Raw genomic sequence first — 13419 nt, forward strand, 5'->3', positions numbered from 1 at the left:
CAGCAGCGGCAGGACGGCGAGCAGCAGGGCGGCGCGCGGGCTCATGGGATCAGCGGGTCATAGGATCAGGATGGCGCGGAAGTCGTTCACGTTGGTCAGGGTCGGCCCGGTCATGATCAGGCTGCCGGCGGCCTGGAAGAAACCGTAGCCGTCGTTGTTGGCCAGGCAGGCCTTCACATCGATGCCCTTCATGGCCGCGCGCGCGATGCTGTCCGGCCGCAACAGCGCGCCGGCATTGTCCTCGCTGCCGTCGATGCCATCGGTATCGGCGGCCAGCGCGTAAATGCCTTCGGCCCCATCCAGCGCCACGGCGAGCGCGGTGAGGAATTCGGCATTGCGACCGCCGCGGCCCTTGCCGCGCATCGTCACCGTGGTCTCGCCGCCCGACAGCAGCACGCAGGGCATGCCGGCCGGCTGGCCATGGCGGCGCACCTGGCGCGCGATGCCGGCCATCACCATCGCCACCTCGCGCGCCTCGCCCTCGATGGCATCGCCCAGGATCACCGGCGTGATGCCGGCTGCGCGCGCCACCTGCGCGGCGGCTTCCAGTGCCATCTGCGGCGTGGCGATCATCACGGTCCTGGTATTGGCAAAGGCCGCAGCGCCGGGCTTGGGCGTCTCGCCCTTGCCGGCCTTGAGATGCTGCAGCACCGCCGGCGGCAGCTGGATGCCGTATTTATCGATCACCGCCAGCGCATCGGCAAAGCTGGTCGGATCGGGCACCGTGGGGCCCGAGGCGATCACCGCCGGATCGTCGCCCGGCACATCGGAGATCAGCAGCGACACCAGCGGCGCCGGTGCAGCGGCAGCGGCGAGCCGGCCGCCCTTGATGGCGGAGAGATGTTTGCGCAGGCAGTTCATCTCGGTGATGTTGGCGCCGCAGGACAGCAGCGCCTGGTTCACCGCCTGCTTGTCGGCTAGTGTCAGGCCCGGTGCCGGCAGCGCCAGCAGCGCCGAGCCGCCGCCCGAGATCAGGCACAGCACCTGGTCATCCGGCCCCAGCCCCTGCACCTTGCGCAGGATCAGCGCCGCGGCTTTCTCGCCCGCCGAATCCGGCACCGGATGCGCCGCCTCCACCACCACGATGCGCTCGCAGGGCACATCATGGCCGTAGCGCGTCACCACGATGCCATCCAGATCGTCCAGCCGGTCCTGCGGCCAGTGCTGCTCCACCGCCCGGGCCATGCTGGCGGCGGCCTTGCCGGCGCCCACCACCACGGTGCGGCCCCGGGCCGGTGCGGGCAGATGCGGCGGCAGGCAGACGGCGGGATCGGCGGCCTGGCGCGCCGCCCGGAACATCGCCTGCAGCAGGCTGTCCGCGTCCAGGCTCATCGCTGCTCCAGTGCGGGCAGCCTGAAGGCGCCGGGGCCGCCGAGCACGCGTTCGGCTTCCAGCGCCGCCATGGCGATGTGATACGGCGTGCTGGCCGGCAGGTAGTCGCTGTCGGGCTGCAGGGCGCGGTTGAGAAATTCATGCGCGCCGCCCGATACGCCCGCAATCGGCCCGACGAAATAGTGTTTGGTGATGAAGCCGATCCAGTGCGACAGCGTGGCCCAGTCTGCCGCGTCGCCGGTCTGTCGCGCCAGCGTGGCATAGGCCTTGATGCATTCGGTCACCGGCCAGATGCGCTTGCGGTCATTGACCACATTGCCATCGCTGTCGACATGGAAATAGATGCCGCCATGCTCGGGGTCCACGCCTTTGGCATTCGCCCAGTCGATCAGCAGCGCCGGTGAGGTCTTATAGACGGCCAGGCCGGTGAAATCGGCATACTCGTTCAGCAGCCATGCCCATTCATAGAGATGGCCCGGCTGGATCAGCCGGCCTTTCTCCGGATGCGGCCGGCCGGCGGTGTCGAAATGCTCCAGCACCTTGGCGCCATCATGCGAGCGCAGCTTCTCGGTATAGATCGCCACCATATGCTGGGCATCGCGCAGGAATGCCCTGTCCTGTGTCGCCGCATAGAGCGACAGATAGGCTTCCAGCAGATGCATATGCGGATTCTGTTCCAGCGCGGTGTCGCGCGGGGTCCAGTCGCGCGCCGCCGTCTCGGCCAGCCAGCCCTGCGGCAGCTGCATGTGCCGTTTCACCAGATCGTTGGTCTTGCGCGCCCAGTCGATGGCCTCGGGTTTTTTGAAGATCGCGGCATAATGCGCCAGCCCGAACATCACGAAGGCATGGCCGTAGAGATCCTTGGTGGTATCGGCCGGCCGGCCGTCATCGCCCAGGCTGAAGAACCAGCCGCCATGCGCGGCATCCCAGAACCGCCCGGTCAGGTCGGCGAACAATGCATGGGCGCGGTCGGCGAACAGCGCCGTTCCGCTGACGCGCCAGGCCTGGGCAAAAAAGAACAGCTGGCGGCCGATCACCATGCTGCGGCGATAGCCCAGCGGCGCCGGCGTCAGATCGGCCTGCAGCCGTTCGATGCCATGCCCGCCGGCATCGTGCCAGCCATGGGTGGCCCACAGCCGGGCCATGTCATCCAGCACATAGGATACGAACCGGCCGGCGGCGGCACGCTGCGCGTCGGTGAAGGTCGCGGTCTCTGGCGCGGTCATCAACTCAGTCATCGCTTACTCGGCATCTCTTACGCGGGCATTCCCTGCGCTGGACCGGCAGGCCGGTGCAGAAAGTGGCGCATTGCTGGGCAACACGGCGAATTCATTGCCACGTCCGGCCGGATATTTCGAGGCGTCCCGGGCCAACAAAGATTTCCCCCATAAAAATATCCCGGCCCAAGCCGGCAGCGTCAACCGCGCTTGGCCTGGGCCGAAAGGCGGTGCTATGGTCTTGAAACTGTATACAATCCCCCAGCGTTCCGACAGGACTTCGCCCATGGCCGCCCACCGCTTTGCCGACCGCATGCTCGCGCAGCTCGACGAACTTGGCCGCATCAGTGAAAGCCCCGACTTTCTGGCCCGCACCTTCCTGGTGCCGCAACACCAGCAGGCGCATGAGCGCGCCGCCGCCTGGATGCGCGAGGCCGGCATGGAGGTCGAGCATGATTCGGCCGGCAATGTGGTGGGCCGCTATGCCGGCACCGACCCGGCCGCCCCGGCCCTGATGACCGGCTCGCATCTCGACACCGTGCGCAATGCCGGCAAATACGACGGCATGCTGGGCGTGATCGCGCCGATCGCCTGCATCGCCGACCTGAACGCACGCGGCAAGCGGATGCCGTTTCCCATCGAGGTGATCGGCTTCGCCAATGAAGAAGGCACCCGCTTCGGCTCGGCCATGACCGGCAGCCGCGCGGTGGCCGGCACCTTCGATCCCGCCATCCTGGAAGCCAGGGACAAGCAGGGCATCAGCATGGGCGACGCCTACCGGAGCTTCGGCCTCGATCCGGCCAAAGTCGGCTTCTGCGCCCGCAAGCCGGGCAGCATCGCCGCCTTCGTGGAACTGCATATCGAGCAGGGTCCGGTACTGGAAAACGAGGGCCTGGCGCTGGGCGTGGTGACGGCGATTTCCGGCGCGCACCGTTTCCGCGTCGAGATCACCGGACTTGCGGGTCACGCCGGAACGGTACCGATGGGCCAGCGTCAGGATGCCCTGGTGGCGGCGGCCGAGATCGTGCAGTACATCGAAAAGCGCTGCACCGGCACGCCGACGCTGGTCGGCACCGTGGGCATGCTGGAAGCCCTGCCCGGCGCGATGAACGTGATCCCCGGCAAGGCGGTGTTCTCGATCGACGTGCGCGCCGGCGAGGACGACCTGCGCGACCTCGCCGCCGACGACATCCTGAAGCAGATCGGCGTGATCTGCGCCGGCCGCAAGCTGGAATACAAGATCACCGAGCTGTACAACAGCACGGCGACGCCCTGCCATCCCAAACTGATGGATGCCGCCGAGGCCGCCATCAAGGCGCAGGGCGTGCCGACCATGCGGCTGCCATCGGGTGCCGGCCACGATGCCGCGACGCTGGCGCCGCTCTGCCCGATCGCGATGATCTTCATGCGCTGCACCCGCGGCATCAGCCACAACCCGCTGGAGGCGGTGCTGCCGGAAGATGTCGAACTCGCCACCGGCGCGCTGCTGCATTTCATCGAGCATTTCAAACCCGTCCAGTAAACCGGGCCTCTGCGCCCGCATGACCTGTTGAGCTGAGAGCCATGGCCAAAAAGAAAAAGACTGCCGCCCCGAAGAAGAAGATCGATATCGTTGCAAAGGCGCTGGGCAAGAAGCCCTATCCGCGCGACCTCTATGGCTACGGCCCCACCACGCCGGATCCGAAATGGCCGGGCGGCGCCAAAGTCGCGGTCAACTTCGTGCTCAATTACGAAGAGGGCGGCGAGCGCAGCATCCTGCATGGCGACAAGGTGTCGGAAACCTATCTGACCGAAATCCCCGGCGGCACGCCGCGCGTGAAGCAGCGCGACCATGCCACCGAGTCGGTCTATGACTACGGCGCGCGGGCCGGCGTATGGCGCGTGCTGCGCCTGTTCCAGGAACGCGGCATCCACTTCACCTCCTGGGCTGTCGGCATGGCGGTGGCGCGCAACCCGGAAGCAGCATTGGCCATGCATGAGCAGGGCCACGAAGTGGCAAGCCACGGCTGGCGCTGGTTCGATTACAACGGCCTCTCCATCGCGCGCGAACGTGCCGACATGAAGCTGGCGATCGAATCGATCCGCCAAGCGACAGGCGGCCAGCGTCCGCTCGGCTGGTATTGCGGCCGCTTCTCGGAAAACACGCTGAAGCTGGTCGCCGAAGACGGCGGCTTCGTCTACTCATCCGATTCCTACGACGACGATCTGCCCTACTGGACCACGACCGGCGTGAAAAAGCCGCAGCTGATCGTGCCCTACACCTTCGACAACAACGACATGAAATTCGGCCAGCTGCATGGCTTTGCTACCGGCGTCGATTTCGAGAACCATGTCCGCGATGCCTTCGACATGCTCTACAAGGAAGGCGGCGACGGCGCGCCGAAGATGATGACCATTGCGCTGCATGCCCGGCTGATCGGCCGGCCGGGCCGCGCCGCGGCGCTCGCCCGCCTGATGGATTACATCCAGGGCCACGACAAGGTGTGGATCGCCAAACGCATCGAGATCGCCGAGCACTGGAAGACAGTGCATCCGTATAAGGGCTAGGGTCGCGCCACCCTGACACCCGTCATCCCCGGGCTTGACCCGGGAATCCATCTGCGCGTTCCGATGCACTGATGGTCGGGATGGACCCTCGGGACAGGCCCGAGGGTGACAACTTTTGATACGACTCCATTTCGGAGTCTTCTTGGCCGATTCATCGCCGCAGACGGCTATGCGCCTGCAGATGATGGCGTGAAACGCTGTAATTGAGGTGTGGAAGCAGGCTGCATAAATTTACCGCCCCTTCGCGCTGCCGGCGAGCCGGGCGAACACATCCTGCAGGTCAACCGGGCGGCGCTTGGCCGCATTCAGGTCGAGGCCGCCTTCCAGCCGCAGCAGATGCTCTTCCATGTAGCGCACCGCACCGGCGGCATCATGCGCGGCCAGCCGGTCGATCAGGATGCCGTGTTCCTCATGGCTGCACATCGCATTGCCCGGCGCCTCGTAGATCGCGACGATCAGCGAGGTGCGCGAGATCAGCGCGCGCAGAAACACGGTGAGCGGCTCGTTCTGCATCAGCTTGGCGAGTTCCATGTGGAATTCGCCGGCCAGCTTGATGGCGCCGCGCCGGTCGCGCGTCTTCTCGGCCTCATGCTCATGCGCCACGAAGCGGCGCAGGCCGGCCAGCTGTTCGGGCGTGATGCGGCGCGCCAGTTCGGCGGCGATGCCGGTTTCCACCACGCGGCGGGCAGCGAACACATCGCGCGCCTCTTGCACACTCGGCTTGGTCACCGAGGCGCCGCGATTGTGCTGCAGCGTCACCAGGTTGAGATTCTCATGCGCCAGCGCCAGCAGCACCTTGCGGATGCGTGTGCGGCTGACCCCAAAGGCCTTGGCCAGCACATCCTCGGGCAGCTTGGTGCCCGGCATGATGATGTGGTCGACAATGGCGGTGTAGACGCTGTCATAGATCGTGGCGTCGTCGATGGTGGCGCGGCTGCCGCCCGCACCAGCTTTGCGGCCGGGCCCGGATTTGCCGCCGGTCTGGGGCAGGCGCGGCACCGCCATCGCCTCGGCGGCCGTGATCTTGCGACCGCTCGCCCGCGAAGGGGCCGCCTTGCCGGATGCCGGCTTCACTGCTGGCGATTTCACTGCTGGCGATTTCGCTGCTGCCTGTACCATGCGCCGTCCGCCGGCCAGCCGAATCGACCGGACAATCCTTTGGCCGGATCGTATACGATTACCGGATTTCCGGTCTATATGCGGTCGCGCCCACCATGACCGTCCGGGTGCGGAACCTCCTGCCCCGTCATGCGTTTTCCTGCCTGTCTCGCGTTCTGCGTCAGGAAAGGCCCGGCCCATGGCCCAGTTCCTCGTTACCGGCGGCTGCGGCTTCATCGGCTCGCATCTGGTCGACCAGCTGCTGCGCCAGGGCCACCGGGTCCGCGTGCTGGATGATCTCTCCAGCGGCCGCACCCAGAATCTGGCACCCGAGGCCGAGCTGATGCTGGGCGATGTCGTCGATCCCGCCATTGCGGCGCTCGCCATGGCCGGGGTCAGCGGCTGTTTCCACCTTGCCGCCGCTGGCACGGCGGCCAGCCGGGAAGACTGGCTCGGCACCCATCGCACCAATCTGGGCGGCACTATTGCCGTCTTCGATGCCGCGCGCTCCCGCGCCGTGCCCGTGGTCTATGCGTCATCGGCCGCCGTCTATGGCGACAGCAACGACCAGCGCCTGTCGGAGATGGCGGCAACACGACCACTCACTGCCTATGGTGCCGACAAGCTGGGCTGCGAGTTGCACGGTCGCATCGCCGCCAGCCTGCATGGCGTGCCCACCGCCGGCCTGCGACTGTTCAATGTCTATGGCCCGCGCCAGGATCCGGCGTCGCCCTATGCCGGCGTGATCAGCATTTTCACCGCCCATGCCGCCAGCAGCACGGCCATGCCGCTGCATGGCGACGGCGAACAGCAGCGCGATTTCATTTTCGTCGCCGATGCGGTGGCGCATCTCGTCGCGGCGATGGATCGCCTGCTTGAACGCCAGCGCGACCGCCGCCCGGCTGCGGCAGCGGTGTTCAACATCTGCACCGGCCAGCCGACCCGCATCCGGGATCTCGCCGCGCTGATCGCGCGCCTGAGCGGCCAGCCGCCGCAGGTGGCCGCAACGCCGTCCCGCGCCGGCGATATCCGCCGCCTGATCGGCGATCCCACGGCGGCGATCCGGCATCTGCGCGTGGCCGCCACCACAGCGCTGGAAGACGGCCTGCGCATCACGCTCACGCGCCTGCAGCCCGAACCGCCGCCCAGGCTGCATCCGGCAGCCCCCTTCGCCGTGCACTGGTCGAGCCGCCTGCTGTCGCAGTAGGCGGCGGCGTATATAAATCTGCCGGTATAATACAACCCGTCATGCCCGGGCTTGTCCCGGGCATCCAATCGCCCTTACCGCAGCGCTCAGTTCTTAGACCAGCGTCTCGTAAAGATCCTGCCATTCCAGATTCACGGCATGGATCATTTCCAACTTGCGGCTGCGCGTCCAATGCTTGATAGCTTTTTCCCGCTGGATGGCATCCCGAATATCGTCATGTGGCTCGATATAAATGAGACGCTTCAGCCCGTACTTTTTGGTGAAGCCATCCACCAAGCCCTCGCGATGCTCCCATGCTCGGCGTGCAATATCGGACGTCACTCCGACATAGAGTGTGCCATTGGGTTTGTTCGTAACAATGTATACCCATCCACCGGCCATGCCCTGACGCTGGCATGGGATGGATGCCCGGGACAAGCCCGGGCATGACGGGTAATGTGAACCTTCTGATTCGCATAACACCATCGCCCCATGTCCATTTCCTCGCCTGATCCCGCCTCCGCCTCGCTCACGCCCGCCATCGCCGCCGGGCTGCTCTCGGCCTTCGTCGGCTTCGCTTCGTCCTTTGCGGTGATCCTGCAGGGCCTGATCGCCGTCGGCGCCAGCCAGGCCCAGGCGGCATCCGGCCTGATGGCGCTCAGCATCGCCATGGGACTTTGCGCCATCATCCTCAGCCTGAAAACCAGAATGCCGATCAGCATCGCCTGGTCGACGCCGGGCGGCGCGCTGCTGGCAGCAAGCGCCGGCCAGGAGATCGCCGGCGGCTTTGCCGGCGCGGTTGGCGCCTTCCTGATCTGCGGTGCGCTGCTCACGCTGGCCGGCCTGTGGAAACCGCTCGGCCGCGCCGTCGCCGCAATTCCGCCGGCGCTCGCCAATGCCATGCTGGCCGGCATTCTGCTCGGCCTGTGCCTCGCGCCGGTGAAGGCGGTGGCCGCGCTTCCCGTTGCCGGTCTCAGCATCGTCATCGTCTGGGCGCTGGTGGCGAAATTCAAACGCCTCTACGCCATGCCGGCCGCCGTGCTAGTGACGCTCGGCTTCATCATCGCCGGCGGCGAGATCAGTGCAGCAAGCCTCGGATCACTATGGCCGCAGCCGGTGCTCGTCATGCCTGCATTCTCCGCCAGCGCCCTGCTCGGCATCGCGCTGCCGCTGTTCATCGTCACCATGGCCTCGCAGAACATCCCCGGCATCGCCGTGCTGCAGGCCAATGACTATCGCCCCGATCCGGCGCCGCTGTTCCGCGCCACCGGCATCTTCAGCCTGCTGGGAGCGCCGTTTGGCGGCCATGCGGTCAACCTCGCTGCCATCACGGCGGCGATCTGTGCCGGGCCCGAGGCGCATCCCGATCGCGACAAACGCTGGATCGCCGCCGTGGTGGCCGGCATCGGCTATATCATCTTCGGCCTGCTGGCGACGGCGGCCACCGCGGTGTTCAGCGCCGCGCCGCCGGTGCTGATCCAGGCGGTTGCCGGCCTGGCGCTGCTGGGGGCCTTTGCCAATGCGCTGGTCATGGCGCTGTCTGAGGCGCAGAGCCGCGAGGCGGCCGCCATCACCTTCATCGTCGCCGCCAGCGGACTCACGCTGTTCGGCATCGGCGGCGCCTTCTGGGGCCTGATCGCCGGCGGTGCGATTCTGGCGCTGACGCGGTGGAAGCGGGGAACCTGAACGATGGTGGCGGGTTTCTTCTTCATCAGGAGGAACCCGCCATGGCCGAACAGCCCAAGCCGAACCCGAAACCGCCCACGACACCGCCCGACAGGCCGCAGCCGAAAACGCCAATCGGCGATCCGCCCAGCAAGGACAAGCCGCGCATCGCACAACCGAAGCAGATGACGCTCGAACCCGGCGAGCATGGCCGCGACAGCGGCCCGCTGCATACCGAGCCGCTGGTGCGCAATGCGCCGCGACAGGTGCATTATGGCCCCGGCACCTATGGCAACGACCAGTTCGCGGCCGAGCATCATGATGATTTCGAAGGCGACGGCGTGAAGCCCGAAGGCCTCGACGAAGCGCAGTCAGCGCCGCGCCGGCCGACCGCCAGGCCGAAGGAAAAACGCTACGGCCGCCAGGGCGGCGAGGGCAAAGGCTAGACGGTATCCCTACCGCTTGGCCTCCAGCGCCATGCGCACCGCAAGACCGGCCAGCACGGTGCCCATCAGCCAGCGCTGCACCAGCAGCCAGAGCGGGCGTTCGGCCAGGAAGCCGGCGATGCTGCCGGCCGTCAGCGCGATCAGGCAGTTCACGCTGACGCTGATGACGATCTGGATGAAACCGAGCGTGATCGACTGGCCGAGCACGTTGCCCTGTTCCGGATTGAGGAACTGCGGCAGCAGCGACAGATACAGCATGGCGATCTTGGGATTGAGCAGGTTGGTGACCAGCCCCATGACGAAGAGCTTGCGCGGGCTGTCCTGCGGCAGCTGTTTGACCTGGAACGGCGAGCGGCCGCCGGGCTTGATCGCCTGCCAGGCCAGCCAGAACAGATAGGCGGCGCCGCCATAGCACAAAGCCTCGTAGGCATAGGGCACCACCAGCAGCAAGGCCGTGATGCCGAAGGCGGCCGAGAGCATGTAGAAGACGAAGCCGAGCGCGACGCCGCCCAGCGAGATCAGCCCGGCCACGCGGCCCTGGCAGATCGAGCGCGAGATCAGGTAGATCATGTTCGGCCCGGGCGTCAGCACCATGCCGAAGGATACGGCGGCAAAGGCCAGCAGGTTTGCGGTGGTGGGCATGGGAAGGCTCCGATGTTTTTTGCCATCCTAGCCAAGACCGGTCACCGCTTCAGCAGCGGAATTGTCAGGCGGCAATTGCGCCCGCCGCTTTCGCGCACAAAAAGCAGACAGGCGGAACCCGAAGGTCGCCGCCTGCCTGCTCCGGTCCCGTCGCTTAACGCGCGGCGGGGATGGCCTCCCTGGCCGCCCGGTCGATCACATCGGCGACCACCTTGGGCTGCGTCATGAAGACCGCGTGGCTGGCGGCGACATTCGTCACCTTCGCATTGATGCGCTTGGCCATGTGCTGCAGCATCTTCTGGTCGAAGGCCTTGTCGTCGGTGGCGATCACCGCCCAGCTGGGCTTGCTGCGCCAGGCAGCGTTCGTCAGCCTGGTGCCGAAGGCCGACAGGTTGATCGGCACCTGGGAGTCGCGCATGAAGGCGGCATCCGCATCGCTGGTATCGGCGGCGAAGCCGGCCTTGAACTTCGCCAGATCGATGAAGCCGTAGCCGTCCTTCTGCGCGTCGATGACGAATTCGGGCGGCGTGGTGAAGCCCTCATACTGCTGCGCCGAGGTCTCGCCGGCATCGGGCGAGAACGCCGAGACATAGACCAGGCCGGCGACCTTCGGGTCGATGCCGGCCTCGGTGATCACGGTGCCGCCCCAGGAATGGCCGACCAGGATGGCCGGGCCGCTCTGGCGATCCAGTGCACGCTTCGTCGCCGCCACATCGTCGGCCAGCGAGGTCAGCGGATTCTGCACGATGGTGACGCGGTAGCCGCGCCCGGTCAGCGCGTCATAGACACCGCGCCAGCCGGCGCCATCGGCGAAGGCGCCGTGCACCAGCACGACATTCCTGATCGCCTGGGTCTCGGGGATGCGGTCGGCGGCGGAAGCGCCGGTGGCGGCGGCGATGCCGGTGGCGATGATGGCGGCGCTCAACATGGTGCGGGTCTGGGTGGTCATGGCTGTCTTCCTTTTTTAATCGCGACAACTGTTATCGCGATAACAGTTGTGTAGCCGATGCCCATACACCCGTCAAGCATAATTCTTATCGCGATATTGTTTTTTGCGGTTACAATGGCCATATGCCTGGCAAGGAGCCCGCCATGACTGCGAAAAAATCCAACAATCCCGTGCCTTTGGACGATCAGGTCTGCTACGCCATCTATTCGGCGGGGATGGCCATCCAGCGAGTCTACAAGCCCCTGCTCGACCGTTTGGGGCTGACCTATCCGCAATATCTGGTGCTCAATGTGCTCTGGCGCGAGGACGGCCTGACGGTCGGCGCCATCGCCGAGCGGCTGGCGCTGGAATCGAGCACGCTGACGCCCCTGCTGAAACGGCTGGAAACCGCCGGCCTGCTGCAGCGGACCAGAAATCCGCAGAATGAACGCCAGGTCGTCATCGCCCTGACCGATCGGGGCCACGCCATCCGGTCCGAGGCCGGCTGCCTGAACGACGCCCTGCTGGCGGCCTCCAGGCAACCGGTCGCCAACCTGGGCAGCTTGAACCGCGACGTCCGCCAGCTGCGCGACGCACTCTATGAGTCTATCGGCGGCTGGGCCGCCCCGACATGACGATCACCGACATGACGATCACGGGCATGACGGTCACGGGCTGATCGCGCGCTCGAAAATCACCAGCCGCGCCGGACCGATCTCCGTATCGATCACCTGCCAGCCGCGCTTTTCATAGAAGCCCTGTACTGCCGGCCGCGCCGAGAGATACAGCCGCGCGATGCCCGCCGCGGCAGCGCGCTGCTCCACCGCCGTCACCAGCGCCGCACCAAGGCCGGCCCGGCGCCGATCCGGCGCCACCCACAATGCGGCCAGCCAGGGCGCGAGGTCCGCGCGTTCGGGCTCATCGCAGGCGATCAGCGAAACCGTGCCGCAGAAAACACCGTCACATTCCGCTGCCAGCGTAAACGGCAGATCGCCGGGCGCCAGATGCTTGCGAAAGCCCGCCTGCAGATCGGAAAGCGCACGGCCCTTATGCTGCCAGAAGGTCGCCCAGATGGCTTCGGCCACCGCATCGAGCAGGTCGGGCCGGTCCCGCAGGTCATGGATGGTGAAGGCGGCGTTCATGCCCTTCGGCTAGCATCCCCTGCCCCGGCGCGGCCAGGAAAAAATCGCGCAGGCGATCCGCCAGCGCGGCCCCGGCCTGCACCGGCATCAGATGGCCGCTGTCGATGGTATCGAACACCGCGCCCGGAATCCGTGCCGCCAGCGCACGCCCTGCCGCCGGCGGCCGCAGGCCGTCATGGCAGCCGGACAGCACCAGACAGGGCATGCCGAGCCGCGGCACATCCTGTTCCAGGTCGATCTCGGCCAGCGCGCGATTGGCATTGCCGTAGCAGAGCGGATCGTTGGCGAGGAAGCGGTCGCGATAGCGCGCATAGGCCTGCGCATCGCGCCGCATCACCGGCGGATAGGAATTCGCCAACGAGGCCTCGGCAATCGCCTGCATGCCGGCGCGGCTGGCCAGATCGGCGCGCTCGGTCAGATACTGCCGGCGCGACGGATCGACCGTGAGCGCCGGCGCACAGAGCGCCAGTGCGGCCACCTGTTGCGGCTGCCGCAGGGCAAAGGCCACCGCCAGCGCGGCACCGGCAGCGACACCGGCGAGACGATACGGCGGCGGCAGGCGCAGATGCGCCAGCAGCCGGACGAGGTCGGCGCTATGGTCGTCCGGGGTCAGGATGGTGCGCGGCTTGTCCGAGCCGCCGGCACCGCGCTGGTCATGGCGCAGGATGGTGAAATCGTCCTGCAGCAGTGCCGCCGTCTCATCCCAGCTGTCCAGGCTGCCACCCAGTTCATGCAGCAGCACCAGCAGCGGGCCGCGCCCCTGCAGCCGGTAGCGCAGGGTGATGCCATCCAGCGTGACGCAGTCAGACATCTTCGTCTCAGCGCCGGTAGGGCATGTAAAGATTGACCAGATCAGCCGGACGCACATTCACCTGCGGCGCCAGCGCGGCCAGCGTCACATGCGCGGCAAAGCCGGCGAGCAGCCACAGGCCGGCGGCATCGCGGAACACCCGCGCAGACACCACGCCGGGCCGCGCGCTCCAGTCTTTCTGTAACGCCTCAGCATCCGCGGCCGGATAGCGCACCAGCAGCAGCCGCGCGATGCCCGTGGCATCGGCCAGCACGGCATCGCCCGGCGCGACCTGTTCGGCGGTGATGCGCTGGCGCCCGATGGTGCGCGGCAGGATGCGCTTGCTCCAGGGCGTGCTGTGCGGCCCCGACACCGCGCGATAGGCATCGGTTTCCAGCGCCGCGAGGCTGTCGAGATCATACAGCG

The 13419-nt window shown here is 66.8% G+C and carries 15 protein-coding genes; 6 read left to right on the forward strand and 9 right to left on the reverse strand.

All coding sequences use genetic code 11. The annotated features are described in order from the left end of the window. Positions 1–57: 57 nt before the first annotated feature. Both AAG799_RS19235 and AAG799_RS19240 read right to left on the reverse strand, forming a co-directional pair. The gene (locus AAG799_RS19235; RefSeq protein WP_341898453.1) at positions 58–1332 is read right to left on the reverse strand and encodes a glycerate kinase; all 1275 of its coding nucleotides are present in this window, start codon (positions 1330–1332) and stop codon (positions 58–60) included. After that, complete coding sequence (locus AAG799_RS19240) at positions 1329–2570, reverse strand: AGE family epimerase/isomerase (protein WP_341898454.1); 1242 nt, start codon at positions 2568–2570, stop codon at positions 1329–1331. Before AAG799_RS19240 ends, AAG799_RS19235 begins: the two co-directional genes overlap by 4 nt. A 265-nt stretch (positions 2571–2835) precedes the next feature. Between AAG799_RS19240 and AAG799_RS19245 the strand changes: the two genes are divergently transcribed. Together AAG799_RS19245 and puuE are read left to right on the forward strand one after the other, a co-directional pair. Beyond that, positions 2836–4071 (forward strand): allantoate amidohydrolase, encoded by a 1236-nt coding sequence (locus AAG799_RS19245; RefSeq protein ID WP_341898456.1) that lies wholly within the window; start codon positions 2836–2838, stop codon positions 4069–4071. 41 nt (positions 4072–4112) lie between these two features. After that, positions 4113–5096, forward strand: coding sequence for an allantoinase PuuE (gene puuE / locus AAG799_RS19250; protein WP_341898457.1), 984 nt, complete (start codon positions 4113–4115; stop codon positions 5094–5096). 231 nt (positions 5097–5327) lie between these two features. Here puuE and AAG799_RS19255 read toward each other — a convergent pair whose 3' ends face one another. Beyond that, positions 5328–6215, reverse strand: coding sequence for an FCD domain-containing protein (locus AAG799_RS19255; protein WP_341898458.1), 888 nt, complete (start codon positions 6213–6215; stop codon positions 5328–5330). A 178-nt stretch (positions 6216–6393) separates the two neighbouring features. Between AAG799_RS19255 and AAG799_RS19260 the strand changes: the two genes are divergently transcribed. Further along, positions 6394–7401, forward strand: a complete 1008-nt coding sequence (locus AAG799_RS19260; protein WP_341898459.1) for an NAD-dependent epimerase/dehydratase family protein — start codon at positions 6394–6396, stop codon at positions 7399–7401. 93 nt (positions 7402–7494) lie between these two features. Here AAG799_RS19260 and AAG799_RS19265 read toward each other — a convergent pair whose 3' ends face one another. Then, positions 7495–7782 carry a GIY-YIG nuclease family protein gene (locus AAG799_RS19265; RefSeq protein WP_341898460.1) on the reverse strand — a complete coding sequence of 96 codons (288 nt, stop codon included), beginning with the start codon at positions 7780–7782 and terminating at the stop codon, positions 7495–7497. 90 nt (positions 7783–7872) lie between these two features. On the opposite strand from AAG799_RS19265, the gene AAG799_RS19270 reads away from it, so the two are divergent. Together AAG799_RS19270 and AAG799_RS19275 are read left to right on the forward strand one after the other, a co-directional pair. Continuing rightward, on the forward strand, positions 7873–9066 hold the full coding sequence (locus AAG799_RS19270; RefSeq protein ID WP_341898462.1) for a benzoate/H(+) symporter BenE family transporter: 1194 nt from the start codon (positions 7873–7875) through the stop codon (positions 9064–9066). Between the two features lie 41 nt (positions 9067–9107). Beyond that, complete coding sequence (locus AAG799_RS19275) at positions 9108–9491, forward strand: hypothetical protein (protein ID WP_341898463.1); 384 nt, start codon at positions 9108–9110, stop codon at positions 9489–9491. A gap of 9 nt (positions 9492–9500) precedes the next feature. Here the strand turns inward: AAG799_RS19275 and AAG799_RS19280 are convergent, their stop codons facing one another. Then, positions 9501–10133, reverse strand: coding sequence for a LysE family translocator (locus tag AAG799_RS19280; protein ID WP_341898464.1), 633 nt, complete (start codon positions 10131–10133; stop codon positions 9501–9503). A gap of 154 nt (positions 10134–10287) precedes the next feature. Next, positions 10288–11082 (reverse strand): alpha/beta hydrolase, encoded by a 795-nt coding sequence (locus tag AAG799_RS19285; RefSeq protein WP_341898465.1) that lies wholly within the window; start codon positions 11080–11082, stop codon positions 10288–10290. A 143-nt stretch (positions 11083–11225) separates the two neighbouring features. Here AAG799_RS19285 and AAG799_RS19290 point away from each other — a divergent pair, with 143 nt between their 5' ends. Next, the gene (locus AAG799_RS19290) at positions 11226–11696 is read left to right on the forward strand and encodes a MarR family transcriptional regulator (RefSeq protein WP_341898466.1); all 471 of its coding nucleotides are present in this window, start codon (positions 11226–11228) and stop codon (positions 11694–11696) included. A gap of 33 nt (positions 11697–11729) precedes the next feature. On the opposite strand, the gene AAG799_RS19295 is transcribed toward AAG799_RS19290, so the two are convergent. From AAG799_RS19295 to AAG799_RS19305, 3 genes are all read right to left on the reverse strand, one after another. Next, positions 11730–12203, reverse strand: coding sequence for a GNAT family N-acetyltransferase (locus tag AAG799_RS19295; RefSeq protein WP_341898467.1), 474 nt, complete (start codon positions 12201–12203; stop codon positions 11730–11732). Then, positions 12178–13014 (reverse strand): alpha/beta hydrolase, encoded by an 837-nt coding sequence (locus AAG799_RS19300; RefSeq protein ID WP_341898469.1) that lies wholly within the window; start codon positions 13012–13014, stop codon positions 12178–12180. The genes AAG799_RS19295 and AAG799_RS19300 overlap by 26 nt, the downstream gene beginning before the upstream one ends. Positions 13015–13021: 7 nt before the next feature. After that, positions 13022–13419, reverse strand: a 398-nt coding sequence (locus AAG799_RS19305) for a hypothetical protein (protein WP_341898470.1), incomplete at its 5' end; no start/stop codon positions are given.

Origin of the sequence: Ferrovibrio terrae, assembly GCF_943371255.1 — a bacterium.
GTDB lineage: Bacteria > Pseudomonadota > Alphaproteobacteria > Ferrovibrionales > Ferrovibrionaceae > Ferrovibrio > Ferrovibrio terrae_B.

Bases quoted from the DNA above. Each gene is read 5' to 3' on its own strand.
- puuE (WP_341898457.1), top strand. From the start codon at position 4,113: ATGGCCAAAAAGAAAAAGACTGCCGCCCCGAAGAAGAAGATCGATATC.
- AAG799_RS19275 (WP_341898463.1), top strand. From the start codon at position 9,108: ATGGCCGAACAGCCCAAGCCGAACCCGAAACCGCCCACGACACCGCCC.
- AAG799_RS19255 (WP_341898458.1), bottom strand. From the start codon at position 6,215: ATGGTACAGGCAGCAGCGAAATCGCCAGCAGTGAAATCGCCAGCAGTG.
- AAG799_RS19295 (WP_341898467.1), bottom strand. From the start codon at position 12,203: ATGAACGCCGCCTTCACCATCCATGACCTGCGGGACCGGCCCGACCTG.
- AAG799_RS19260 (WP_341898459.1), top strand. From the start codon at position 6,394: ATGGCCCAGTTCCTCGTTACCGGCGGCTGCGGCTTCATCGGCTCGCAT.
- AAG799_RS19285 (WP_341898465.1), bottom strand. From the start codon at position 11,082: ATGACCACCCAGACCCGCACCATGTTGAGCGCCGCCATCATCGCCACC.
- AAG799_RS19270 (WP_341898462.1), top strand. From the start codon at position 7,873: ATGTCCATTTCCTCGCCTGATCCCGCCTCCGCCTCGCTCACGCCCGCC.
- AAG799_RS19240 (WP_341898454.1), bottom strand. From the start codon at position 2,570: ATGACTGAGTTGATGACCGCGCCAGAGACCGCGACCTTCACCGACGCG.
- AAG799_RS19235 (WP_341898453.1), bottom strand. From the start codon at position 1,332: ATGAGCCTGGACGCGGACAGCCTGCTGCAGGCGATGTTCCGGGCGGCG.
- AAG799_RS19300 (WP_341898469.1), bottom strand. From the start codon at position 13,014: ATGTCTGACTGCGTCACGCTGGATGGCATCACCCTGCGCTACCGGCTG.
- AAG799_RS19265 (WP_341898460.1), bottom strand. From the start codon at position 7,782: ATGGCCGGTGGATGGGTATACATTGTTACGAACAAACCCAATGGCACA.
- AAG799_RS19245 (WP_341898456.1), top strand. From the start codon at position 2,836: ATGGCCGCCCACCGCTTTGCCGACCGCATGCTCGCGCAGCTCGACGAA.
- AAG799_RS19280 (WP_341898464.1), bottom strand. From the start codon at position 10,133: ATGCCCACCACCGCAAACCTGCTGGCCTTTGCCGCCGTATCCTTCGGC.
- AAG799_RS19290 (WP_341898466.1), top strand. From the start codon at position 11,226: ATGACTGCGAAAAAATCCAACAATCCCGTGCCTTTGGACGATCAGGTC.